Annotated in this window: 20 protein-coding genes and 2 pseudogenes; 11 read left to right on the top strand and 11 right to left on the bottom strand. The window is 71.6% G+C overall.

Features of this window, described 5'->3' with window-relative positions; all coding sequences use genetic code 11:
- Positions 1-23 precede the first annotated feature (23 nt).
- From AB0K80_RS14470 to AB0K80_RS14450, 5 genes are all read left to right on the top strand, one after another.
- Positions 24-2,108 (top strand): penicillin acylase family protein, encoded by a 2,085-nt coding sequence (locus AB0K80_RS14470; RefSeq protein ID WP_365669298.1) that lies wholly within the window; start codon positions 24-26, stop codon positions 2,106-2,108.
- Positions 2,101-2,727 carry a GNAT family N-acetyltransferase gene (locus AB0K80_RS14465; RefSeq protein WP_365669296.1) on the top strand — a complete coding sequence of 209 codons (627 nt, stop codon included), beginning with the start codon at positions 2,101-2,103 and terminating at the stop codon, positions 2,725-2,727. Before AB0K80_RS14470 ends, AB0K80_RS14465 begins: the two co-directional genes overlap by 8 nt.
- The gene (locus AB0K80_RS14460; protein WP_365669294.1) at positions 2,724-3,197 is read left to right on the top strand and encodes a cupin domain-containing protein; all 474 of its coding nucleotides are present in this window, start codon (positions 2,724-2,726) and stop codon (positions 3,195-3,197) included. The genes AB0K80_RS14465 and AB0K80_RS14460 overlap by 4 nt, the downstream gene beginning before the upstream one ends.
- Entirely contained in the window at positions 3,194-3,967 is a 774-nt protein-coding gene (locus AB0K80_RS14455; RefSeq protein WP_365669292.1) for an SDR family oxidoreductase, read from the top strand. The genes AB0K80_RS14460 and AB0K80_RS14455 overlap by 4 nt, the downstream gene beginning before the upstream one ends.
- A 117-nt stretch (positions 3,968-4,084) precedes the next feature.
- A complete protein-coding gene (locus tag AB0K80_RS14450; RefSeq protein WP_365669713.1) occupies positions 4,085-5,884 on the top strand; it encodes a copper resistance protein CopC in 1,800 nt (599 codons plus the stop codon).
- On the opposite strand, the gene AB0K80_RS14445 is transcribed toward AB0K80_RS14450, so the two are convergent.
- On the bottom strand, positions 5,826-6,737 hold the full coding sequence (locus tag AB0K80_RS14445; RefSeq protein ID WP_365669290.1) for a DUF72 domain-containing protein: 912 nt from the start codon (positions 6,735-6,737) through the stop codon (positions 5,826-5,828). The two genes, AB0K80_RS14450 and AB0K80_RS14445, sit on opposite strands and share 59 nt — an antisense overlap.
- Before the next feature lie 156 nt (positions 6,738-6,893).
- The gene (locus AB0K80_RS14440; RefSeq protein ID WP_365669289.1) at positions 6,894-7,316 is read right to left on the bottom strand and encodes a hypothetical protein; all 423 of its coding nucleotides are present in this window, start codon (positions 7,314-7,316) and stop codon (positions 6,894-6,896) included.
- A gap of 166 nt (positions 7,317-7,482) precedes the next feature.
- Between AB0K80_RS14440 and AB0K80_RS14435 the strand changes: the two genes are divergently transcribed.
- The 6 genes and pseudogenes from AB0K80_RS14435 to AB0K80_RS14410 all read left to right on the top strand — a co-directional run bounded on the left by AB0K80_RS14435 (position 7,483) and on the right by AB0K80_RS14410 (position 15,788).
- On the top strand, positions 7,483-8,667 hold the full coding sequence (locus tag AB0K80_RS14435) for a sensor histidine kinase (RefSeq protein ID WP_365669287.1): 1,185 nt from the start codon (positions 7,483-7,485) through the stop codon (positions 8,665-8,667).
- A complete protein-coding gene (locus tag AB0K80_RS14430) occupies positions 8,664-9,332 on the top strand; it encodes a response regulator transcription factor (protein WP_365669285.1) in 669 nt (222 codons plus the stop codon). The genes AB0K80_RS14435 and AB0K80_RS14430 overlap by 4 nt, the downstream gene beginning before the upstream one ends.
- A gap of 269 nt (positions 9,333-9,601) precedes the next feature.
- The gene (locus AB0K80_RS14425) at positions 9,602-11,761 is read left to right on the top strand and encodes an MMPL family transporter (RefSeq protein ID WP_365669283.1); all 2,160 of its coding nucleotides are present in this window, start codon (positions 9,602-9,604) and stop codon (positions 11,759-11,761) included.
- 1,255 nt (positions 11,762-13,016) lie between these two features.
- Positions 13,017-13,151: pseudogene (locus AB0K80_RS14420) on the top strand (replication initiation protein); the annotation flags it as partial.
- Positions 13,149-13,755: pseudogene (locus tag AB0K80_RS14415) on the top strand (site-specific integrase); the annotation flags it as partial. The pseudogenes AB0K80_RS14420 and AB0K80_RS14415, both read left to right, overlap by 3 nt.
- Positions 13,756-14,285: 530 nt before the next feature.
- Positions 14,286-15,788, top strand: a complete 1,503-nt coding sequence (locus AB0K80_RS14410) for a hypothetical protein (RefSeq protein WP_365669282.1) — start codon at positions 14,286-14,288, stop codon at positions 15,786-15,788.
- 73 nt (positions 15,789-15,861) lie between these two features.
- Here AB0K80_RS14410 and AB0K80_RS14405 read toward each other — a convergent pair whose 3' ends face one another.
- From AB0K80_RS14405 to AB0K80_RS14365, 9 genes are all read right to left on the bottom strand, one after another.
- The gene (locus AB0K80_RS14405; protein ID WP_365669280.1) at positions 15,862-16,290 is read right to left on the bottom strand and encodes a hypothetical protein; all 429 of its coding nucleotides are present in this window, start codon (positions 16,288-16,290) and stop codon (positions 15,862-15,864) included.
- 317 nt (positions 16,291-16,607) lie between these two features.
- Entirely contained in the window at positions 16,608-17,498 is an 891-nt protein-coding gene (locus AB0K80_RS14400) for an HEXXH motif-containing putative peptide modification protein (RefSeq protein WP_365669278.1), read from the bottom strand.
- Positions 17,499-17,555: 57 nt separating this feature from the next.
- Entirely contained in the window at positions 17,556-17,717 is a 162-nt protein-coding gene (locus tag AB0K80_RS14395; RefSeq protein ID WP_365669277.1) for a hypothetical protein, read from the bottom strand.
- Between the two features lie 98 nt (positions 17,718-17,815).
- Positions 17,816-18,163: a hypothetical protein gene (locus AB0K80_RS14390; RefSeq protein ID WP_365669711.1), complete on the bottom strand. Its 348-nt coding sequence runs from the start codon at positions 18,161-18,163 to the stop codon at positions 17,816-17,818.
- A gap of 375 nt (positions 18,164-18,538) precedes the next feature.
- A complete protein-coding gene (locus AB0K80_RS14385; RefSeq protein WP_365669275.1) occupies positions 18,539-20,389 on the bottom strand; it encodes a radical SAM protein in 1,851 nt (616 codons plus the stop codon).
- Positions 20,390-20,419: 30 nt separating this feature from the next.
- Entirely contained in the window at positions 20,420-21,286 is an 867-nt protein-coding gene (locus tag AB0K80_RS14380) for a hypothetical protein (protein ID WP_365669273.1), read from the bottom strand.
- On the bottom strand, positions 21,283-21,501 hold the full coding sequence (locus AB0K80_RS14375; RefSeq protein ID WP_365669271.1) for a hypothetical protein: 219 nt from the start codon (positions 21,499-21,501) through the stop codon (positions 21,283-21,285). The genes AB0K80_RS14380 and AB0K80_RS14375 overlap by 4 nt, the downstream gene beginning before the upstream one ends.
- A 50-nt stretch (positions 21,502-21,551) precedes the next feature.
- Positions 21,552-22,196: an NAD(P)-dependent oxidoreductase gene (locus AB0K80_RS14370; protein WP_365669270.1), complete on the bottom strand. Its 645-nt coding sequence runs from the start codon at positions 22,194-22,196 to the stop codon at positions 21,552-21,554.
- A gap of 61 nt (positions 22,197-22,257) precedes the next feature.
- Complete coding sequence (locus AB0K80_RS14365; protein WP_365669269.1) at positions 22,258-22,707, bottom strand: NUDIX domain-containing protein; 450 nt, start codon at positions 22,705-22,707, stop codon at positions 22,258-22,260.
- Between the last annotated feature and the right edge of the window lie 139 nt (positions 22,708-22,846).

Here is a 22,846-nt window from a genome sequence, read left to right as displayed (position 1 = left end):
CCTAAAGGGAAGCGGGGTCACAGGTGGCCATCGAGATCTACCGCGACGCCTGGGGCATCCCGCACCTGCGCGCGGACAGCCCGGCCGAACTGGCCCGGGCGCAGGGCCGCGTGACCGCCCTGGACCGCGCCTGGCAGCTGGAGGTCGAGCGGCACCGGGCGCAGGGCACCTCCGCCGCCTTCCTGGGCCCCGAGGCCCTGCCCTGGGACCGGTTCGCCCGGCGCGCCCGGCTCGCCGACACGGCCCGGCGGTGCTTCGAGAGCCTTCGACGGCAGGACCCGGAGACGGCCGCGTGGGTACGGGCGTACGTCGACGGCGTGAACGAGGGGCTGCCCGAGGCGACCGCCCCCGAGTTCGGCCGCACCGGGCTCGCGCCCGGCCGCTGGGAGCCCTGGACCCCGTTCGCCGTCTGGCTCGGCACGCACATCCTCTTCGCGGGCTTCCCGGCCAAGCTCTGGCGTGACCACCTCGCCGCCCGCCTCGGCCCGGACGCCGTCGCCCTGTTCGCCACCGACGGGCCCGGCACCTCCGGCAGCAACGGCTGGCTGGTGAGCGGGGAGCGGACCGTGACCGGGCAGGCCGTCATCGCCGGTGACCCGCACCGCTTCATCGAGGACCCGGGCGTCTACCAGCAGATCCACCTGGCCTGCCCCGAGTTCGACGTGGTCGGGCTCGCCGTGCCCGGCGTCCCCGGCATCGCCCACTTCGGCCACACCGGCACGGTCGCCTGGGCCATCACCAACGCCATGGCCGACTACCAGGACCTGTACCGCGAGCGGCTGCGGCGCACCGGCGCCGACGTCGAGGCGCTCGGCCCGGACGGGGTGTGGCGGCGGGCCGCCCGGCACACCGAGACCATCGCCGTGGCGGGGGAGGAGCCCGTCGAGGTCGAGGTGATCGAGACCGAGCGGGGGCCGGTGGTGATCGGCGGCCCGGAGGGGCTGGACGGCGGTGTGCCCGAGCCGGACGGGCCGCCGGCCGCCCTCAGCCTGCGCTACCCGCCCCGCGTCACCGGGGACCTCGGCTTCGAGGCGCTGCTTCCGCTGCTGCGGGCCCGCCGGGTCGCCGACATCGACCGGGCCTTCGACCGCTGGGCCGAGCCGGTCAACGTCGTCCAGGCCGCCGACACCGAGGGCGGCCTGCTGCACCGTGTCGCGGGCCGCGTGCCGGTGCGCGCCGAGGCCAACCGGCTCCGCCCGGTACCCGCCTGGCAGCCCGGCCACGAGTGGCGCGGCTGGCACGAGACGCCCCGGGCCGGGCTGAGCGACGGCGTCGCCGTGATGGCCAACCAGCGCGGCCCGGCCGCGCCCCTCGGCGTCGAGTTCGCCCCGCCGCACCGCGCCCACCGCATCGCCGCCCTGCTCGGGCGCAAGCGCCGCTGGTCCGCCGCGGACATGCCCGCCCTCCACATGGACACCCACCTCGGCTCGGCCGCAGCCCTGCTGGAGTACCTGAGCGCCCTGGAAGACCTCAGCCCCGAGGCCGCCGCCCTCCGGGACCGCCTGCTGCGCTGGGACCGCCGTATGGACGCCGGCAGCACGGACGCGGCGGCGTACGCGGCGTTGCGCGGCGCGGTCGTACGGCACCTGGCGGCGCACCCCGTGTTCGCCGCGCTGGCAACCCCGCCCGCCTACCCGGAGGTCTTCCTGCCCTGGCTGGCCCCGCTGCCGCGGATCGGCTTCGCCCTCGAGCACCTGCTGACCGCGCCCGACCTGTACGGCATCGACCGCCCGGCGGCCGTCCGCGCCGCGCTGGAGGAGGTGGCCGCAGGCCCACCGGCCCCGGCCTGGGGCGACACCCACCGCCTGGCCCCCTGGCGAGCCCTCCCGGACCCGTCGTACGAGGCACCGGGCCTGTCCGGCGACCACGACTGCGTGCTGTGCACCTCCGCCGTGCCCGGGCTGACCGACCTGGCCGCGCGCGGCCCGGCCGCCCGGTACGTGTGGGACCTGGCGCGCCGCGAGGACAGCCGGTGGGTCGTGCCGTTCGGCGCCTGCGGGGTCCCCGGCTCACCCCACCACCGTGACCAGCTCCCCCTGTGGCTCGGGGGAGACCTCGTCCCGGTCGTCACCGACTGGGCCCAGCTGACCAAGGAGACCGATGTCTGACACCCCGGCGTCCCAGGACCCGTACGCCTCCCGCACGGCCGTCCACGAGCAGGCGGTGGACGGCTTCGGCACCGTCCGCGTGCTGCCGCTGGACGCCCGCGCCGACGCCGGGACGATCCACCGCTGGGTCAGCGAGGAACGCGCCGCCTTCTGGGGCATGACCGGCCTCACGGAGGAGCAGGTCGCCGGCATCTACGCCCACCTGGCCACGCTCGACACCCACCACGCCTACCTCCTGGTCAAGGACGGCGAGCCCGCCGCGCTGCTGCAGACCTACGAGCCGGAGGCCGACCGGGTCGGCGCCTGCTACCCGGTGCGCCCCGGCGACATCGGCGTCCACCTGCTGCTCGCCCCCGCCGGCCCGGGCGGCGCACGGTCCGGCTGGACCTCGGCCCTGGTGACCGTCATCGCTTCCTACGTGCTGCTCGGCCTGGGCCGCGAGCGGGTCGTGGTCGACCCGGACGTGCGCAACGAGAAGGCCCTCGCCCGTTTCCTGCGGCAGGGCTTCACCACGGGCCCGGTCGTCGTCCTGCCGGAGGTCGACCTGCCCGACGTGTACCTGCCGGAGAAGAAGGCGCAGCTCGCCTTCCTGGACCGGGCGGTAGCCTTCGGCGGGTGACCCCTGAGGACCTCATCGCCCACTACGGGCTGGAGCCGATCCCGCAAGAGGGCGGCCTGTTCCGGCAGACCTGGGCCGGGCCGGCCAGGCCGGACGGCAGGCCGGAGGGCACGGCCATCGTCGCGCTGCTCACCGCCGGCGACTTCTCGGCGCTGCACCGCCTGCCCAGCGACGAGATCTGGCACTTCCACCTCGGCGACCCGCTTCAGCTGCTGCTCCTCGCCCCGGACGGCACGTCGAGGACGGCCGTGCTCGGGCCGGACGTCCTGGCCGGCCAGGACGTGCAGATCGTCGTCCCCGCCGGCACCTGGATGGGCGCCCGGGTGGTGGCGGGCGGCGCGTGGACGCTGTTCGGCTGCACGATGGCGCCCGGTTTCACCTACGAGGGCTACGAGCACGGGGGCGCCGCCGAGCTGACGGCCCGTTACCCGCAGTGTGCCGACCGGATCAGGGAGCTGAGCCGCCCATGAGCCGGGAGGGTCTGCTGGCCGGCCAGGTCGCCCTGGTGACGGGCGCGGGCGGCGGCGTCGGACAGGGCATCGCGCTGCGGTTCGCCGAGGAGGGCGCGGCCGTGGCGCTGCACTGCCGTACCTCCGTGTCCGGCGCGCAGGAGGCGGCCGGCCGGATCCGGGCGGCGGGCGGCGCGGCCGTCGTGCTGCGGGCCGAGCTGACCGACGAGGACGCCTGCCGGGACCTGGTCCGCCAGGCCGCCGAGTGGGGCGGCGGACGGCTCACCGCGCTCGTCAACAACGCGGGCGTGCAGCCCGTCCAGGATCTCGCCGGGATGACGGCGGCCGACTGGCGGGCGGTCGTCGACACCAACCTGACCAGCGTCTTCGCCTGCACCCAGGCCGCGGCGGAGCTGATGCGGGACCAGGACGGCGGCGGCTCGGTCACCCACATCGCCTCCGTGGAGGCCCGCAGCCCCGCCCCGGGCCACGCCCACTACTGCGCCTCCAAGGCGGCCGTCGTGATGCACGCCCGCTCGGCGGCCCAGGAGTACGGCCCGTGGGGCGTGCGCGTCAACACCGTCTCCCCCGGCCTGATCGACCGGGAGGGCCTGGCCGAGGCCTGGCCGGAGGGCGTACGGCGCTGGCGGCAGGCCGCGGCGGCCGGCCGGCTCGGCCGCCCGGAGGACGTGGGCGACGCCTGCGTGTTCCTGGCCTCCCGCATGGCGTCCTGGATCACCGGCCACGACCTGGTGGTGGACGGCGGGGCGTCGGCCCGGCCGACGTGGTGAGCACATCGCGGCCCGCGTCCGTACGTACGCACGACACGGCGAGTCCAGCGACGGAGCGACGACGTGAGGTGTGAGCGTGCCTACGACCGAACCGGACGACGGCGGCTTCAAGGCCTGGTGCTGCTCGCTGCCGTGCTGGTCCTGCTCCTCCTCGGCGGCGCCGGACCCGCGACGGCCCACGCCGCCCTCAAAGGCACCGACCCCAAGGACGGAACCGTCCTGAAGGCGGCCCCCCGCCACGTCACCCTGACGTTCACCGAGTCCGTCGGCCTGCTCGACGACTCCTTCCGCGTCTACGACCCCGACGGCCACCGCGTGCGCACGGGCGAACCGCGGCACGCCGACGGCCGTTCCGACACCGCCCGCGTCACCCTGCCCGGCAAGGCGGGCGAGGGCACCTACACGGTGGCCTGGCGGGTGGTGTCGGCCGACAGCCACCCGGTCTCCGGCGCCTTCACCTTCTCGGTCGGCACGCCCTCACCCACCCCGGCCGCCCTGCCCACCGGCCCGGTCGAACACCCCCTGACCGGCAGCCTGTACGACACCGCGCGCCTGCTGGCCTACCTCGCCGCCGCCCTGCTCGTCGGAGCGGCGGCCTTCGCGGCGCTGTGCCGCCCGCCGGATCCGGCCCCGCTGGGCCGGCCGCTGCGGGCCGCCTGGTGGGCCCTGCTGGGCAGCACCCTGGTCCTGCTGGTCCTGCGCGCCCCGTACGAGGCGGGCACCAGCCCCGCCGGCGCCCTGGACGCCTCGGCGCTCACCCGCACCCTGAGCAGCCGCCCGGGCATCGCCCTGCTGGCCCGGCTCGCCCTGCTGCCGGTGACGGCGGTGTTCCTGGTACGGCTCTCCCGGCGCGAGCCGGCCGGCCGGACCCGGCCCGCCGCCCTCGCCGCGGGCGGCATCCTCGCCGTGGCCCTGGCGCTGACCTGGGCCACCGCCGAGCACGCCTCCGCCGGGATCCAGGTGCCGCTCGCGATGACCTCCTCCGTGCTGCACCTGCTGGCGACGGCGGTGTGGCTCGGCGGCCTGGCCGCCCTGCTCATCCTGCTGCGCCGCCCGGCCCCTGTCCTGCCCGTGACCACGGTCGCCCGCTTCTCGCGGACCGCCTTCACCTCGGTCATCGTCCTGGCCGTCACCGGCGTCTACCAGTCCTGGCGCGGCCTCGGCTCCTGGCAGGCGCTCACGGGGACGTCGTACGGCCGGATCCTGCTGCTGAAACTGGCGGCGGTGGTGGCGCTGCTCATGGCGGCGGGTGCCTCGCGCCGCTGGACGGCACGGCTGGTGACGGCGTCGGCCGGGACGGGCACGGAGACGGCCGTACGGGAACGGGAGCGGGTGCTGGAGCCGGTGGGCGGTTCGCCGGCCGCCCCGCAGCGGCCCGACACGCGACCGGAGGACCCGGGCGGGCGGGACACCGGACCCACGCAGACCCACCGTCGCGCGCTGCGCCGTTCCGTACTGGCCGAAGTGGTGGTCGCCGCGCTGGTGCTGACGGTCACGACCGTGCTGACCGGCACCCTGCCCGGCCGCGCGGAGGCGGAGGCGGCCCGGACACCCGCGACGACCCCCGGACTGCCCGGGGCCACGGTCGTCACGGTCCCCTTCGACACCGGCACCCCGGGCGGCAGCGGCACCGTGCAGATCACCCTCGACCCGGGCCGGACCGGCGACAACGGTGTGCAGGCCGTGGTGCTCGGCGCCGACGGCGGCCTGACCACCATCCCCGAACTGCGGCTGTCCTTCACGCTCCCCGACCGGAAGATCGGCCCGATCGACGCCAGGGTGACCGACCGGGGCGGCTACTGGGCCACGAACGACCTCACCCTGCCGCTGCCGGGCACCTGGACGATGAAGGCGACGATCAGGGTGTCCGAGCTCGACCAGGTGAGTGTGACGAGGCCGGTGCGGATCGCGCGGTAGCGGACGGCTCGCCGAGCAGCCGGGTCATGGCCTCGGCGGCCCGGACGGCGGCGTCGCCGCAGCAGTTGTTGAACAGCACGTGCACCTGGCCGGTGCGTTCGGCCAGGTACCGCACCCGGGGCAGCCACTCGGCGAGTTCCTCGTCGCGGTAGCCGTACCGGAACCGGTCCTCCTTGCTGCCGGTGCCCCAGGCGGGGCTGCGCCCGTGGAACCGCACGACGGACAGCCGGGGCGAGGTGACGGGCGTGACGGGCGGGATCGAACCCGGCAGCGTCTGCACCATGTCGACGGCGACGGCGGCCATGCCGTACCGCGCGAGCAGCGCGCAGGTGGCCTCCGTCTGCTGCGGCGTGTCCCACCAGGAGGGATGCCGGAACTCCACGGCGAGGGGCCAGCCCCGGGTCCGCCGGGCGGTCTCGGCCAGCAGCCGCTCGGCCCGCTTCCCGGGCCGGAACCACGGCGGGAACTGGAACAGCACACTCCCCAGCCGCCCGGCCCGCCGCAACGGCTCGACGCCCGCCGCGAACCGCACCCACACCTCGTCCAGCACCCCCGCGTCCCGCGCGTCGCCCCGCAGGTCCGGCGGCAGCGCCGAGCTCCGGGTCGGATGCCCCGTCAGCAACGAGAACGCCTTCACATCGAAGACGAACCCGTCCGGCGTCCGCTCGGCCCACAGCCGGCTGTTCCGCTCGCTCGGCAGGGCGTAGTACGTGGCGTCCACCTCGACCACCGGAAACCGCTCGGCGTAGTACCGCAACCGCCCCTCGGCGTCCCGCCGCCCGGCCGGATACCAGCCACTGCCGACCAGCGCCCGATCGGTCCAGGAACATGTGCCCACCAGGATGTCGCCCATGGGGGGCGGTTACCCGCGGGGGGCGGCGGCAGACTGACGAACCGTCACCTCACGCTCCGTCACCCGCCTCCGTAACGCCAGGCCCGGTCGCCCCACTCCCGGTCACCCACGCCCGGTGGTTCCACCCTCCGTCACTCCACCCCTGTCACACTCGCGTCACACCGAGGAGCGCAACCGCCGCACCCCCAGCGCGCACACCCCGCAGAACGCGCCCCACAGCGCGTTGACGAGGAACAGCGGGACGATGGCCTGCGGATGGGCCAGCGGTCCCCGTAGCTCTCCGTCGAGGAGGGGGGAGAGGACCGCGCTCAGGACCAGGGCCGCCAGGGCATATCCCAGTCCTGCGGCCACCGTGGTGAGGACCGGCTCGGGCACACGGGTCAGGCCGACCGCAAGGACCCAGGCCAGCGTGATGAGGACGGTCAGCAGGAGCGGGGTGGCCGGCTTGCCGAGGGACTCGCTCAGACCGGTGATCGAGAACAGCGGCCGGACCAGCGCGGTTGCGGTCAGCGCGGCCACCATCGGACGGTTCAGGCGGCGCAGCCGTGCGGCGAGCGGGGGCGTGGTGTCGGTGCTCATGGCCCCAGGGTCGGCCCACGACGGGGCCGGGGGCATCGGCCCCGGGCGGACACTCGCCGTACCCCACCGGTTGCGGGTGACGGCGCCCGCGTACCTCCCGGGTTGCGGGTCCGGTCCGCCCGGAGGGGGACGCCACGGCGGGCCGGCCCCGCCTACGCTGACTCGCATGGTTCTGCACGCGGTCACCCGGGTGCGCCCGCCGCGCGGCCGGGCGGCGGACGCCGCGCTGGCCTCGGGAGTCTTCGCGCTCGTGGCGGTGGGCAGCCTGCAGTCGCTGGTCGGCCCGCGGGAGGAGCCCTGGCCGGTCACGGCCCTTACCTGGGCGCTGATGGCCGCGGCCTGCGGGGCGCTGTACCCGCGCCGCCGCCACCCGGTGTCCGCCGCCGTGCTCACCCTGGCCGTCACGATGGTCTACTACCTGGTCAGCCGCTACGACGGCCCACTCATGGTGGTCCCGGTCCTCGCGCTCTACACGGTCGCCGCAGACGGCCGGCCGCGCGCGGCGGTCGCCCTGGCTGCGCTCGCCCTGCTGCTCACCGGCGCGGGCACGCTGCTGGGCAACCACGACGTCAACGGTGTCGCCCTGTTCATGATGACCGGCTGGCTGGTCGGCGTGGTCGCCCTCGGCTGGGTGCGGCACACCGGGCTGGCCCTGGCCCGGGAGGCCGAGCGGCGGGCGGTCAGCGAAGAGCGGCTGCGCATCGCGCGGGAGCTGCACGATGTGGTCGGCCATCACCTCTCCCTCATCAACGTGCAGTCGGCGGCCGCCCTGCGGCGGCTGCGCAAGGACCCGGCCGGTGGCCCGGAGCGGGCCGAACAGGCACTCGGCGCGGTCAAGGAGGCCAGCCGGGAGGCGCTGCGCGAGCTGCGCGCGACCCTCGGCGTGCTGCGGCAGGCCGGCGAGGCCGCCCCCACGGCACCCGTACCCGGCCTGGACCGGCTCGGCGACCTGGTGGAGTCCGCGCGGCTGGCCGGTCTCGACGTCCGCGTGCACACCGACGGACCGCCCGGGCCGCCGCTGCCTCCCGAGGTGGACCTGGCCGCCTACCGCATCGTGCAGGAGTCCCTCACCAACGTCGCCCGCCACTCCGGAGCCACCAGGGTGACCGTCCGCACCGGCCGCGGCCCGGACGCGCTGACGCTGGAGATCACCGACGACGGCCGCGGCCCCTCCAGCCCTGTCCCCGGCACCGCTCCCGGCAGCGGCATCACCGGCATGCGCGAGCGGGCCAGGGCCCTGGGCGGCGCCCTGACGGCGGGCCCGGCCCCGGACGGTGGCTTCACGGTCCGGGCCGTCCTGCCGTACCACCGACGCCGTCCGCTCCTGAACGGAGTACTCCCCCCACCATGATCACTGTCGTACTGGCGGACGATCAGCGCCTGGTGAGGGCCGGGTTCCGCTCGATCCTGGAGGACGAGGACGACCTGGAGGTGGTCGGCGAGGCGGCCGACGGCGCCGAGGCACTGGCCGCCTGCCGCGCGCTCCACCCGGACGTCCTCCTCCTCGACATCCGCATGCCGGGCGTCGACGGCCTCGAGACGGCCCGGGAGATCGCCGCCGACCCGGACCTGGACGCCGTACGCGTGGTGATCCTGACCACCTTCGACCTGGACGACTACGTCTACGGCGCCCTGCGCGCCGGCGCCTGCGGCTTCCTGGTGAAGGACACCGAGCCGGAGGAACTGGTGCACGCCGTCCGGGTCGCGGCCCGCGGCGACGCCCTGATCAGCCCTTCCGTCACCCGCCGCCTGATCGCCGAGTTCGCCGGCCGTGCCCGGCCCCCGCAGCCGGGCCCGCGCCTGAACGCCCTCACCGACCGGGAGCGCGAGGTCATGTGCCTGGTCGCCGCGGGCCTGACCAACGACGAGATCGCCGCCCGCCTCGTCCTCAGCCCCGCCACGGCCAAGACCCACGTCAGCCGCATCATGACGAAACTGGCCGTCCGCGACCGCTCCCAACTGGTGATCCTCGCCTACGAGTCGGGCATGGTCCGACCGGGGTGGCTGACGGAGTAGCGCGCGGGCGTACGGCATGGGCAGGAAGGCCGGGTGCGGGCCGGCCACCATGGACGTACGCAGGAAGTCGGCGATGGCGGCGTGCGACGAGAGTGTGCGTACGAGGGGCGGCGAGGACGGGCGTGCGATGAGGCTGCGCGCCGGGGGCGTGCGACAAGCCTCGCAACCACGGGTGTACGACGGCCCGGCCACCCCCGACTCGTGCGGTACGCCAGGTGTCAGCCCGGGGCCGACGCGCCGTGCGGTGCCGTCGCCCGACCCTGCCGTGCATGAGTATCCGCACCTCCGCCACCCCGTCCTCCGGGACGGCGACCGCCCCCCTCCCGGGCGTCTTCGGCCGCCTGGCAAGCTGGTCCCGGCGGCACCGCTGGACCGCCCTCGTCCTCTGGCTCGTCCTGGTCGGCGCCGTCACAGCCGGCGCGCAGAGCGCGGGCAGCGCCTACCGCAACGACTTCACACTGCCGGGCACCGACTCCCAGACCGCCGCCGATCTGCTCGCAGAGCATGGCTCGGCGCAGGCCGGCGACACTGTGCAGATCGTCTTCCAGGACCGTGACGGCGTGGCCGGTGACCGCACGGCCGTGGAACGGCTGCTGACCCGGGTCCGCGACCTGCCGAGCGTGGCCGAGGTCCGCAGCCCGTACGCCGACGCCTCCGCCGTCTCCCGGGACGGCACGATCGCCTACGCCACCGTCGTCCTGGACGGCCGGGCCGAACAGGTGCCCCGGCAGGACGTCACCCGGATCATCGACACCGCCCGTTCCGCCGCCGGGGACGGCCTGACCGTGGAGCTCGGCGGCGAGGCGGTGCGCGGCGCCGAGGAGGAGGGCGGCGGAGCCGCCGAGGGCGCGGGCCTGCTGGCCGCCCTGGTCATCCTCGTCCTGCTCTTCGGCTCTCTGGTGGCAGCAGCGCTGCCCCTGGTCACCGCCCTGTTCGCGGTCGGCGGCGCGGTGGGCCTGATCGCCCTGGCCTCCCACGTCTTCACGGTCGCCGACTTCACCCCGCCGATCATGATGCTGGTCGGCCTCGGCGTCGGCGTCGACTACGCCCTGCTGATCTTCTACCGCTACCGTCACGAGCTGACCCACGGACACGACCGGGACACGGCCGTCCGCATCGCCCTCGACGCGGCGGGCCGTACGGTCTTCTTCGCGGGCTGCACGGTCATCATCGCCCTGCTCGGCCTGGTCGCCCTGGGGCTGGGCTCCCTGCAGGGTGTGGCCCTGGCCGTGGCGCTGACCGTCCTGGTCACCATGGCCGCGTCCCTGACCCTGCTCCCGGCGCTGCTGGCCCTGCTCGGCGCCCGCGTCGAACGCCGGGTCCGCCGGCGCGCGGCCCGGACCCAGGCCGACGGCAGGCGGGAAGGCCGGCGCTGGCACCGCCTCGCCTCGGCGGTCCAGCGCCGCCCGCTGTCCGCCCTGCTCGCCGCGACCGCGGCCCTGCTCGCCCTCTCGGCCCCGGCCCTCGGCCTGCGCCTGGGCTTCGCCGACGCGGGCAACGACCCGGCCACCTCCACCAGCCGCCGCGCCTATGACCTTTTGGCCGAGGGTTTCGGCCCCGGCTTCAACGGCCCGCTGGTCGTGGTCACCCAGGGCGGCCCGGCAGCGGCGCAGGACTTGCGGACGACGCTGTCCGGCACCCCCGGCATAGCGGCCACGACATCCCCCTTCCCCACGCCCGACGGCGCCCTGTCCACCCTCCTCGCCTTCCCCGCCACCGCCCCCCAGGACGAGCGCACGGCGACCCTCGTCCACACCCTGCGCGACGACGTCCTGCCCGGCCTGGCCGACCGCACCGGCGCCACGTACCTGGTCGGCGGCCCCACGGCGGCCGCCCAGGACTTCGCGGACTCGGTGGCGGCCCGCATGCCGCTGTTCGTCACGATCGTCGTAGGCCTGTCCGCCCTCCTGCTCCTGCTGCTCTTCCGCTCCCTCCTCATCCCGCTGAAGGCGGCGCTGCTGAACCTGCTGTCCATCGCTGCGGCGCTGGGCGTGATCACCCTGGTCTTCCAGCACGGCTGGTTCGGGGTACCGGCGGGCCCGGTGGAGGCCTTCATCCCTGTGATGATCTTCGCGATCGTCTTCGGCCTCTCCATGGACTACGAGGTCTTCCTCGTCTCCCGCATCCACGAGGAGTGGGAGCACACCGGCGACCACTCCCACGCGGTGCGCGAGGGCCTGGCCGCCACGGGCAGGGTCATCACGGCCGCCGCAGCCATCATGATCGTCGTCTTCGCCGCGTTCGTCCTGAGCCCCAGCCGCATGCTCCAGCAGTTCGGCCTCGGCCTCGCGACCGCGATCCTGCTAGACGCGCTGGTGATCCGCTGCCTGATCGTCCCGGCGGTCATGCAGGTGCTGGGGGCCCGGGCGTGGTGGCTGCCGCGGGCGCTGTCCCGATGGCTGCCCGGGAGGGCGCGCGGACCGGAGTAGCTGACATCGCAGGCCGGAGAAGCGGTTCGGGTCGGTGTCCTCACCCTGAGGGTGAGGTGGCTTGGGCCACGCCAGTTCCGGCCTGTCCACACAGTCGGCTCAAGTCGCGAAGGAGCGCGGCTGCGCCGACATGTCGCACACGGACCTGTGAGGGAGGGCTTCGATCTTGGCAGGGCGCGGACGTGGTACGGCTGCCCGCAGGCGGCGGGCGACGCGGCTGAAGGCGGTGGCGTACGGACCGGCAGCTGCGGGGCAGGATCGTCTGTGGCGGCAGGAAGAGGCGGTGGGGGCTGGGCCTCGGACACGCGCCGAGGTGGATGCGATGACGGGGCGAACGACAACGGTGCCGACGTCGTCGGGCGTCTCTCGGACGGGCGGACGATGGTGATCCAGCGCAAGCGCTCCGCGCGGGGCGGCAGTGGGGCGTCGGGCTGCGTACCGGGTTGTTCACCTGCGTTCATGGGCGGCTGGCTCATGCGGCGAGTCGGAGTGGTGGGCCCCTCTGAACGCCTGACCCGGGCTGAATGAGACGGAAGACGGACGTCGATCACAAGTCGTCCTGGTCAAGGTCCCATGGCATTGAGTGCGGACCTATTCGAAGCTAGGGCCCAGTGAGTCCCGCATGGCGGCGCGGAGATGCCGCAAGGCTGTGTCGTACGGGGTGTGGAGCGCCCTCCACTCGGAGGAGTCATCACCTACCTCGACGTTAGTGGTCGCGATCGCGACTCGCAGCGCTCTCAGGAGGTCGTAAGACTCGCGTGCGGCGTCGTAGACGGTAGGTGGTGCTACAAGAAACAGTTCATACCTGGCCGCTATCACGCCGGTCGAGCGAAAAGCTTCCACCACTTCGCTACTCGGTATCGGCGTGGGGCGACTCAACGCGAGTGTTTGTAATGCGGTTTCAGCCTCAGTCAATGCAGTGAGGTACCTGACGTACGCAGTCCGCCGCAGCTCTGCGTGCCGGAGCCGTTGATCTCGTTTCGTGCGCACCGCTTCGACGACCAGTGTTGAGCCAACGCCAAGCACGCCGCCGCTCAACGTGCTGATCAGGGTCAACCATCCCATGACCCCAAGCTATGAGGCCGAGACATCGCGCGGTAGGGCGCACCCGGCGGGCTACTCACTTGCTGATCCGTCTCGTGCGCCGGCAGCCAAGGGGACAGCCTGCTGATCACTGCTTTAGGAGAAAGGTTGAGTATGGAAAGCCCACGCCGGTCCGCTCTTGCGGCGCTTCTCGAGTTACCTGCGCCGGGAAGTCGCCAAGTACGCCACCAAGGGAGCCGAGACCGCGACCGGCGCCCTGGACCGGCCGCTGAAGTAGGCCGCTGAATTCGCCCAGGTCGACAACAGCGACCACGCCCGCCGACTGATCCGCACCGCCTGGACTGTCGAGAACATCGCCTAGCCGTACGTCTCCGAGACCACGTACGGCGGCTACGAGGTCGAGGTACGCGTTCACCTCGTCCCCGGCTTGGGCGCTCACAAGCTCGACCGCCTTGAGCCCGGCACCTGGAGCGCTTCTACCGGGTGAGACGCGGGCACGTCGCCACCGAAGTGACGGAGGTCGCCGATGCCCGCGCCTTGAAGAGGAGGACATCGAGCCGTACACGATCGAGGAGGTGCAGAGCCTCCTGTCGAGGCAGCCAAGCTCCGCAACAGGGCGCGCTGGATACGTCCGCATCCGCAGGAGCCGTCTACGGCCCAAGTACGCCCACGGCTGTAAGGACGATCCATGCGGCCGGAAGGCTGGCTACTGCCCGCGACGGGAGCAGACCCGTCGCGAGAACAAGGCCACCAAGTCCTGCGCCGGGCGGCGCACCATCGGTCTGCCCGATCGCTGATCAAGATTCTCCGGCAGCATCCGGAGGCCCAGGAGCGGGAGCGGATCGCGGACGGTGCCGACTGGGAGGGCAACGGGTGCGTGTTCACCTCGCCGACCGGCGGGCCGCTGAGCCCCCAACACCGACTTCCACACTTGGAAGCGGCTCCTGCGGTCTACATGACGCTCGCCACACCGCAGTCGACTCGATCACGGGTTGGGAGCACCCGGCAACGACCTGCGACAGACAACGTCGAAGGGCCCCACCGCGAACGGTGGGGCCCTTCGACATCGTGCCCGGTGAGGCACTGGCGGAGGATACGAGATTCGAACTCGTGAGGGGTTGCCCCCAACACGCTTTCCAAATGTTCGCCTGGGGGTTCGGGGAGGGCCAGGTGCGTTCTGACCTGCGGCGGAGAGTTCAGGACGGCCCCGCCCGGACAGGGCCGAACGAGGCCGAATGAGACCAGAACTGAGACCAGGACCGCTGGTTGGCTCTGGGGTTCGAGCTCGCCGAGCCGTCTCGTTGGCTCGCCTCTCGGCGCGCTGAGGTGGAAGCCGTCTGCTACTCCACAGTCGCTTCGAGCGGCCTTGCATTGTTGCCAGGCCGGCACGCTGCGGGTCGCCTCGAACCCCCTTTGCGCGTAAGGCAGATGGTGTTTACTGCCTGTCAGACGGGCTGGTCGCGGGCGTGAGGATGAGCGGATGGCAGCAGCGGAGCAAGTCGGGGGCGGAGAGGCCACCTTTCCGAAACCGTCCGATGTCAAAAACGAACTCTCCGGGCAGGTGGCTGGCCCGGCCATCCAAGCCGGGGCGATCCATGGCGGTGTGAACATCACCATGACTGGCATACCTTCGGTGGCCGATACTCCCGACGAGGCCCTTGCCGAGGACCTGCGCAAGTCCTCACAGATCTGGCGAGCCCGATTCTCCAGTGTCGACTTGGTCAACTTGCCCCGTATGGCGATGCTCGCGCAGAGCAACGCCGTGGCAGCCGCGGCAAGGAAAGCCGGACTCGACGGTACGAGGCCGTTTCGCGGCCAGGGGATGGCACCAGGGGAGTTCGTCCGGATCGTTCGCCCCTTGTTCGAGACATGGGACGCGGAGGCGGTAGCGCTCTGCGAACGCACGGCAGACAAGGTGCATCGGGGTCTTCTGGTCTCCTTCGAAAGCGCCATGCGCTGCAGCAATCCGCCCGAGGTTCCTCTGAGAGAGCCGACTGGTGTCCTGACCAAAGATCCCTATCTCGTCTTCACCGTCGGGACAAGGAAGGTGGTCATCACCTTTGATCCGCGTTGGCTGACGACGTCGACCGCGACTACAACGCTCCATGACGCTGCTCAGGAGCCGCTGGTCTTCTCCGGTATCGGAACTATCGCGTCGGTATCGGAAGGGGGTCAGATTCGAATCTCCGCGCTTGTTTTCGGGCAGCCGGAAACCATGCTTCAAGCTCAGTTTGAGTATGTAAAGAAATCTGTCATTCCGACGCCGTCCGGTTTGACGGCGGCGGACTTTCGTAACGAACTGTCCACTTTGGAACCATCGGAGCCCTCCAGGGGGCAATCTCGGGAAAGAGGCGCTGTGAGCCGAAAGAGCATCGCTCTGCTGTTTGATGAAGACAAGGCGCTGCCCGGGCAGATCGACCGGGATGTGCTGACCCAGGTGTCTCGGGTTGTCCCTGAGTATCGACGTGATCTGGGCGTGGCCATCGCGAGCCTGCTCTTCGACGATAGAGGCGTTGCGGTTGTTGATCTCGCTGCTCATTTCCTTGCTCGGGAACCCGCCCTCTGGAAGTCCCTGACGGTGCCTGGGCTTACTGCTCTCATCAAGTCTTGCAACCTCGCGGTGGCTACCGTTTCTGGAGTCAGTGACGAGCAGGCGGCGGATCTGCATGCAGCGATGCGTGAAACAGTTGACAGTTATCTCGGATGCGTCGAGGTAGACAGGAGCTTGCCCCTGCATGAGCGGCTTCTTCCGGCACGCGATGACTACCATGTCGTCGGTGTTGAATTGCGGCTCGTCTATAGCGCTGCAAGGCGGGCTCTCGACGAGGCGAATGGCGAAGACCTCGAAGCGCCGTTGGATGAATGGCGGCGGAGAGGGCTGTTTCGCATTGTGAAATGGGAAAAAGACTTGGAGCAGTCTGCGGTCGAGGAAAAGGAAGCGGAGATGATTATCGAAGCCTGGCTGAAATCGCAGGCTGAATGATCTCCCTGAGCTGATCGAGCAAAAACACCCTGCTGTGGAGGCGGCGGCGTGCCGCTGCGACCTTGGTGAAACCCTAACGATCAGTCCTGGCACGCGTCATGTTGAAGGTGAGGCTTGAGAAATCCCGACCTTGGAGCACGGGGCCGTTCTGGGTGCCGCCGCTGATGCTGTTTTGCACGTCGCCCTTCAATGAGATGGCCTGTGCCTGTTGCCACCACTCATTGAGTAGCTCACGGAACTCTCCATCCAGGGCCGCTCGCACGCCGAGGCACGTGGCCAGCGCCTGCGCGTGCATGGGGTTGGCAGGATCTCTCTCCAGCGCGGCGGCTTCCAGTTCGCCGGAGCTGACCTGGAGTGTCCCGTCGCCTTGTGTTCCCTGTGCCGAGGCTCCCCCGAACGGGCGTCGCACCAGCGCGGTGAGTCCTTGCCACACCTGGCGCCCGGCTTCGCTGCCGAGACTGCCGGCGAGCGCGGCGAGGGCCGCGGCGGTGATCGGGTCCATCCTGGGGCTCCCTTCGGTGATGGATCCCACCTTAGGCGGGGCTTACAGCCTCCCGAAGGTGTTCTCAGCGAATCGCTGATCGTGGAGATCACGCCGCCGACGATGAGCCGGCCCCGCTCCCATACCTCGACGACGTTCCGCTGCTCACGTTCGGCTGACCGGCAGGAGCCGACGGAGCCAGGGGTGGGCGAATGCGATCGCTATGGTCGCGTCCGCCAGCCAGACGAGTGCCGTAGCGTCGAGGACCAAGAGTCCTACCGTGAGCGCTTTGGCTGTGCCAAGGCCACCCAACCGAGCTTGCCCCCCGTGCCGGATGCTCACGGAGGACCTACGACCTTGCCGACTGCCCGGCCGATGCGCTCACGGATTTCGTTTGCCGGCACGTATGCGAGGGCCTGATCCAAGCACTCGGCAGCGGCAGCGAACTGGACCGCCTGCTGGCGCAGGTGGGCGTCGAGGAAGGGTGTGACGGCGCCTGTGGCGCTGCGCCGTGCTTTCCGTACATACATCACGGTGAGAGAGAAAGCCCAGCAGGCGTGAAGGAAGCCGTATATGGGACGGGGAGTTCCCCGCCAGGGGGAGAAGAAGTTGACGTCGGCGGGGAGGCTCACGTCGTACGCGGCCAGTGCGTCGTTGAGCCAGTTGTGGGCGGCCTCGTGGATCAGGTCGCGGGCCAGGACCTCGGGGTGGGCGGTGTAGTCGGTGAAGACGGTGCCTGGGAGGCAGGTGAGGGCCCAACTGTGGAGAGTCTCGTCGAGTCGGCGACGGTTGAGCAGGCAGACGACGGGGGCGTGCTGGGTGAGCAGGGTCCTGAAGCCGTGCTCGGTCGCGGAGGCGATCGCGGCACGAACGAGGCCAAAGGCCTCGGGTGGGGCAGGGTTGGTGTCGGGGCCGATGAGGTAGTACGCGGTTTCGGAGATCTCCGAGCGGAGCAGGTCGGCGGGACACGGGCTGAGCACGATGTGCGGGCCGGCCGACAGGTGGGTCAGGTCTCGCACGGTCGTATGGCGGTACCAGGCGAGGCGGTCCGCGTCCCGGGCGCGCGCCGCCTGTTCGGCGCCTTCGAGCAGGTGGTGGGCCACAGCGTAGTCGAGAGCGGACGAGCCGAGGCGGTTGCCGAGTACGGAGGCGATACGGCTGGTCCGTAGGCGCTGGTGGTCGGTGATGCCGCCGAAGGCGACCGCGGCTTCCGGAAAGGGAGCGCTCACTTGGGGCTCCGGGGGTGGAACGGGGCCGGACCGGACGGGCCCGGCCTCGTGGCGTTGTCAGGACTTGGTGGTGGGCTCAGCGGTGTCGGGCTGCACCGTGGTGGCCAGCCAGGTCTCGGTGGCCGCGTTGGAGGTGTGCGCTGTGGTGCGCACGGAGTCGCTGTCGCGCAGGGAGGCGACTGCCTCCAGGAACTCGTCGAACGTCTTGTCTTCTGCCACTGCTCGCTCTCTCCTCTGGTCGGGGCCGTGGGTTGGGTGGAGGGGTGGCTGCAGGGCGGGCCGCGGGGGGGGGGGGGCGGTCATGGCGGCGAAGCCTCCTACTCGGAGACGAGGAGCGTGAGGAACTTGCGAACGCGGCCGGCGCGGACAGGTTCGGTGCCGTGGACGAGCTGGCTGCCGAAGACCACGAGCGTGCCGGGAGCGGGTGCGACGCTCCATCGAGTGCGGGCCATGGTGCGGAACCAAGGGGAGGACATGTCCGTCCCGTCATGTGCGAAGCGCATCCCCGGGGCGTAACCCGATCCGGTCGGTGCCTCGTCGGCGGACCAGACAGCGTCGCTGCCAGTGGTCTCCACGTAGAACGCCCCGCCGGTGTCCTGGATGTCCGAGAGAGTGACCGTCGCGGCGGCGATCTGGCGGGGACAGGCGAGGGGATTGGGGGCGATACCGTCGGCATGTGGGGTGATGTACTGGTCGGCGCCGTATTCCAGGTAGATCCACGGCCGGTGGCCGGTGGCCGGTGACCGACGGCAGCGTGCGCGTGATCGCGGCCATGTGGAGCTTCAGGGCCTGGTCCAGGAGGACGGTCGCCTCGTGCGGGACGTCGGTCATCTCGATCCGGCCGGCCGGCTCGTAGACGTCCTGCGCCTCGGCAGGGGAGTGACCGGGAATCTCGTGGATGGTGGTGCGGCGGGCCGTGCCGTACCGGTTGCGCCCGAGGGAGCCGAGTGTGTTGTCCATGACGAGGCTGAGTCGCTCGATCTCGTCCGGCTTGAGGAAGCCCTCCAAAGTACGGATGGACAGAGTCTCGGCGATGTGGATCATTGCCCGCTTCCGCACGCGCAGAAGGTGGAGGGCGGCGCAGAGGCGGCTTCGGCCAGGGCCACCGTGAGTACGTGCACCGCTTGGGCGAGGTCCTCGAAGTACTCGGCCGACGTGGTGCCGGCAGCGGGCACGAGAGAGAGGTCGAGCGTCGGATACACCCTGCCGGTGGTGCGGCACGTGAGTTCGCTGCGACCGAGGACCAGCGAACACGTCCCGGGCAGGGAGGACTCGGCTCGGCTGGCGGCATGGCACAGGCGCGCCGCTGTACGCGCGTACTCGGCGCGGTCGCGCGGCAGGATGCCGACCGAGAGGAACCGGGGCTCGGCTCCGTGGAGGTCGGCGTAGGCGTGGCCCTGGCAGCTGTCATAGGTGACGGTGTTCCAGCCTGAGGTGACCACTTCGACGACCGGGCGGATGCCGGGCTCGATGCCCTCGTACCACTGGGGATGGTGGGGGTCAAGATCGTCTGCCTCGTGCACGCCGGGGAGTCCGACCGTGTTGATGTTCCCGTTGGCGCTGACCTGGAGGCGCGCGGGCGAGCGGGGAGCGGTGGGGTCGTCCCAGCGAGCCAGGAAGGCGGAGACGTGGTGCATGGTGTTGGGGCGGACGGGACGCCAGCGCAGCCGGGAGCATGCGGCACCGGGCGGAAGGTCTGGCTGGGCGAGGAGGGCGGCGACGCCGTCGATCAGGCGCATGTGGTGGTCGCAGTACGCGTCTTCGTCGCCCGCGGCGGCGAAGCGGAGGCGGACCGCCGGGCAGCCTGCGCCGCAGGTGTCGCGGTAGTCGCAGGTCGTGCACTTCGTGACCAGGGAGCGTGCCTGCTGAAGCAAGGGAGAGCTGCCCTGGGCGCTGGCCATGTCCGCCTCGGCGTGTATGTCGCCGAGCGCGGCGAGGCCGGCCTGCGGCCAGGGCAGCTCGTCACAGCTTCCCAGGCGGTCATCGGGATAGAGGGTGAGGACGTGGTCGCACTTCAAGTCGGAGAAGTGACAGGAACGGGTCTGCAGACCTTTCAGACGGCGGATGACGGAGACGACGGGCTCCAGCTTGACGCGGCGGAACACGCCGTCGGCGACCCAGTGGTGGGCGGCCTCCAACACGAAGTCGGCGTATCGACGAGGCGTGACGGCCCAGGCTGGGCCGGTGGGGCCGATGGCCCTTCGCTGGAGTGCCCGACTGGTCGGCGCACGGGATCCGACCACTGTGGTCGACCGGGTGACCGCCGCGTCGAAGCCCGGCACAAGGCTGACCGTCGTCACGGCGGGAAAGGATGCGAGGTGCTCCATGACCTCGGAGGCCCGGCCGAGGACGTGCGGGGTGACGGCGCAGATGACGCCGACGCGGCGTTCCCGACGGCCGAGGAGCTGCAGGGCTCGCGGGTAGGTGGGGCGGCCGTTGTAGCCCACTCGCCACGAGTTCCCCAGCGCGTCCCCGTCGAGGGAGATGCCGATCTCCAGTTCCGGGTAGTGCCGCTCGAACAGATCCAGCCAGGAGTCGTCGAGTTGGAGGCCGTTGGTCTGGAGGCTTACGCGGATGACGTTCGGCTGTGTGGCGAGCGCGTCCAGGATCTCCGCGAGCCGTTCCCGGCCGGCGGTCAGAGGCTCCCCGCCGTGGAGTTCCACGCTGAGCGGACGCCCGGAGAAGATCGCACCGAAACGGTGGACCTGTGCCGCGCTGATCCGGGCGCCGCCCGGTGACTCCTTGCGCTTCTCGAAGCAGTACAGGCAGTCGATGTCGCAGGTCTCTCCGCGGAGCTTGAGGATGACGGAGACGGCCGTGTCCGGCCCGGTGCTCGACAGCGGGGCGTAAAGACTCTCCAGGTCGATGGGGGCGGTGCGGGTGACGGGCATCAGAGGACTCCTGAGGAGGAGAGGCGCGGTCTACGCGCCATCGGTGGAGACCGTGGACAGCCACCCGAGAAGCTGTCCGCCGGTGATGGGGATATGGACGTCGCCGCGGCGAAGGAACCACCCGTCGGCGTACCGCTGCGGTAGCCAGCCGGAGTCAGGGGCAACCAGGTTGGGAGGCTTCTGCAGCGGGTCGTCGACGGGCCAGGCGCCCAGGAGCGCTCTGGCCACTCGTCGCTGAACGGGGCGGAACCACTCCCACGTCTCCGTGTGGGCCGGCTCGATCGGCGGACCGAACGGAGCGCCAGCAAGCAGCGGCAGCCACTTGTCGCCCAGGACCGGATGTCCTGCCGCCGCGCATTCGAGCGCGGTGAGGCAGGTCTCCAGCTTCCGGCACACGACGCGGGCGGGTTCGGCCAGGCCGTCCTCGACGAGGCCGGTCAGCTCCTCGGCGAGACTCGCCGCGACCTCCGCCTGGTCGGCGACCGCCCAGCGTCGGTAGCCCTGGCGCTCCCCGGGATCGAGCACCGGGACCCAGCGTCCGGAGTCGTACGAGAGAGCGGTGCGCAGACACATGAGGTCGTGCATTGAGGCGCGTACTCGGCGGAACGATCCGAGGTCGTCGCGGCGGACGTCGAAGGAGTGGAGCAGGTGACGGAGTTCCTCCGTCTGCTGCGGCGCCACCGCCTGGAGGTCGACACGGACGCTGTCCACGATGCGCGACTCCCACGCCGGAAGGTCGCCGTCCACAATGCCGCGCAGGTCGATGTCACTGGCTGCGTGGGCGAAGCCGCAGGCGAGCGCGCCCTCCAGCCAGACCTCACGAGCCACGCCGGAGACGAGCAGCTCCCGGGCGACTCCGTCAGCGATCTCCCTGCGCAGCTGTGCTGATGAGTTCACCAGCGGCCTCCTTCGATGAGGATTTCGTCGGCGGCGGTGATCTCCCTGAGGAGATCGACGGCCCATCGGTCGAGCGCGCCACGCACGTCGGACCGCTGGGCGCCGATGTGGGGCGAGGCCAAGAGGTTGAGCGGCACCGTGGAGCCGGTGAGGAGCGGCAGGTGCTCCCGCTCGACCGGGTCGAGTGCGAGGCCCGAGAGTCCACCGTCCGCCAACGCCCGCAGACAGGCCGCGACATCGAGGGTCTCCAGCCGCCCGGCGCAGATCAGTAGGGGGCGACGCGTGCCAGGAATTCCTCGCCGATGAACTGCCGGGTCGTGGCACGTAGAGGCAGAGCGACCACGTGCACCTGCGACTGCTCCATGAGCGCCGCCTGCGACACCTCCCGCAGGCCGGGGGGATTCGACGGCCATGCGGCGTAGGCCGTGCGTGCTACATGTGAGGCGAGGGCCCGGCCGGCGGCCAGCCCCACCGGACCCGCGCCCCAGACTCCCGCGGCCAGGGTGCCGAGTGAGACACCCATGCACGCCTCTTTCTCGTGGCGGCCGAGCATGAGCGCGTGCTGCCCCAGGGGGATCCGTCGGGCCAGGGCGAGAGCAGCGGCGAGGACCCACTCGCCCACGGCGGCCGCCCCGGCCTCGGCGTTGCGGTGCAGCGTGATCCCACGGCGTTGGAGTGCGCTCACGTCGATGTGGTCGATGCCGGAGCCGGTCCGTACGACGTGCCGCAGGCCAGGAAGTGCGTCGAGCTCCTGCTCGCTGAGTCGGACACCGGAACGCAGGACTACCACGGCCGCGTCGGCTGGCAGAGGCCAGTTGAGGTCCAGCAAATCGTGCACGGGGACGGCTGGCAGCGCGCGGCGGATCGCACCCGCATCCGCCGCTCCGCGCACCACGAGGACTGCGCTCATCCGAGGGACCCCGGCTTCTCGTACCGGCCGAAGGCGCCAGCGAGTCGAGCACGCTACGGATTCAGAGGGCCATCGCACCTCTGTAGCAGCCGAGTTCCACCACGGCTCCCGGCACACCGCGGGCGGTCATGTCGGCGAGCTCGCCGGCGATCACGCTGAGTCGGTCGGCACAGACCGTCCCTGAGTGCTCCCGCAGTAGCCACTCCTGGAGATCCTTCAGCGTTGGATCCATGAGGGTCACCACCTGTCCACGAAGGGGTCGGCGAGCTTCCCGCTCAGCGCCGCCGACAGCGGACGATTGTCGCCGGGCCACGACCTGCAGGCCGGTCTCCTGGGCGACCTTGCGGTTTACGGCCTGGCGCAGGTCCTCGCCGACCTGGGCCTTGCCGCCGGGGAGGTTATAGTGGAACCCGGCCTCGTCGTCGTACGACAGGAGCAGGACGGCACCGTCGCGCACGATCGCCGCCTTCACGGAGACGCTGATCCGAGGCAGTTCGGGCGTCAGAGGCACGACAGCGCCTCCGGTTCGCGTGGCACGGACCAGGATGCTGTCACCGCTGCGTTCGGCGAGGCTTGTGCACAGGCTGTGGATCGGGCGAGGAATCCGGGGAAGTACGGAGATCTCGACACCGACTGACCCGTCACCAGAC

Source organism: Streptomyces sp. NPDC052682 (assembly GCF_040678435.1).
Classification (GTDB): Bacteria; Actinomycetota; Actinomycetes; order Streptomycetales; family Streptomycetaceae; genus Streptomyces.
This window is presented reverse-complemented; position numbering and strand designations above follow the sequence as displayed.

What these genes read in the sequence shown, in the direction of transcription:
- AB0K80_RS14385 (WP_365669275.1), bottom strand. Translation starts at nt 20,389, where the DNA reads ATGCCCGTCACCCGCACCGCCCCCATCGACCTGGAGAGTCTTTACGCC.
- AB0K80_RS14430 (WP_365669285.1), top strand. Translation starts at nt 8,664, where the DNA reads ATGATCACTGTCGTACTGGCGGACGATCAGCGCCTGGTGAGGGCCGGG.
- AB0K80_RS14425 (WP_365669283.1), top strand. Translation starts at nt 9,602, where the DNA reads ATGAGTATCCGCACCTCCGCCACCCCGTCCTCCGGGACGGCGACCGCC.
- AB0K80_RS14435 (WP_365669287.1), top strand. Translation starts at nt 7,483, where the DNA reads ATGGTTCTGCACGCGGTCACCCGGGTGCGCCCGCCGCGCGGCCGGGCG.
- AB0K80_RS14410 (WP_365669282.1), top strand. Translation starts at nt 14,286, where the DNA reads ATGGCAGCAGCGGAGCAAGTCGGGGGCGGAGAGGCCACCTTTCCGAAA.
- AB0K80_RS14455 (WP_365669292.1), top strand. Translation starts at nt 3,194, where the DNA reads ATGAGCCGGGAGGGTCTGCTGGCCGGCCAGGTCGCCCTGGTGACGGGC.
- AB0K80_RS14445 (WP_365669290.1), bottom strand. Translation starts at nt 6,737, where the DNA reads ATGGGCGACATCCTGGTGGGCACATGTTCCTGGACCGATCGGGCGCTG.
- AB0K80_RS14440 (WP_365669289.1), bottom strand. Translation starts at nt 7,316, where the DNA reads ATGAGCACCGACACCACGCCCCCGCTCGCCGCACGGCTGCGCCGCCTG.
- AB0K80_RS14405 (WP_365669280.1), bottom strand. Translation starts at nt 16,290, where the DNA reads ATGGACCCGATCACCGCCGCGGCCCTCGCCGCGCTCGCCGGCAGTCTC.
- AB0K80_RS14465 (WP_365669296.1), top strand. Translation starts at nt 2,101, where the DNA reads ATGTCTGACACCCCGGCGTCCCAGGACCCGTACGCCTCCCGCACGGCC.
- AB0K80_RS14370 (WP_365669270.1), bottom strand. Translation starts at nt 22,196, where the DNA reads ATGAGCGCAGTCCTCGTGGTGCGCGGAGCGGCGGATGCGGGTGCGATC.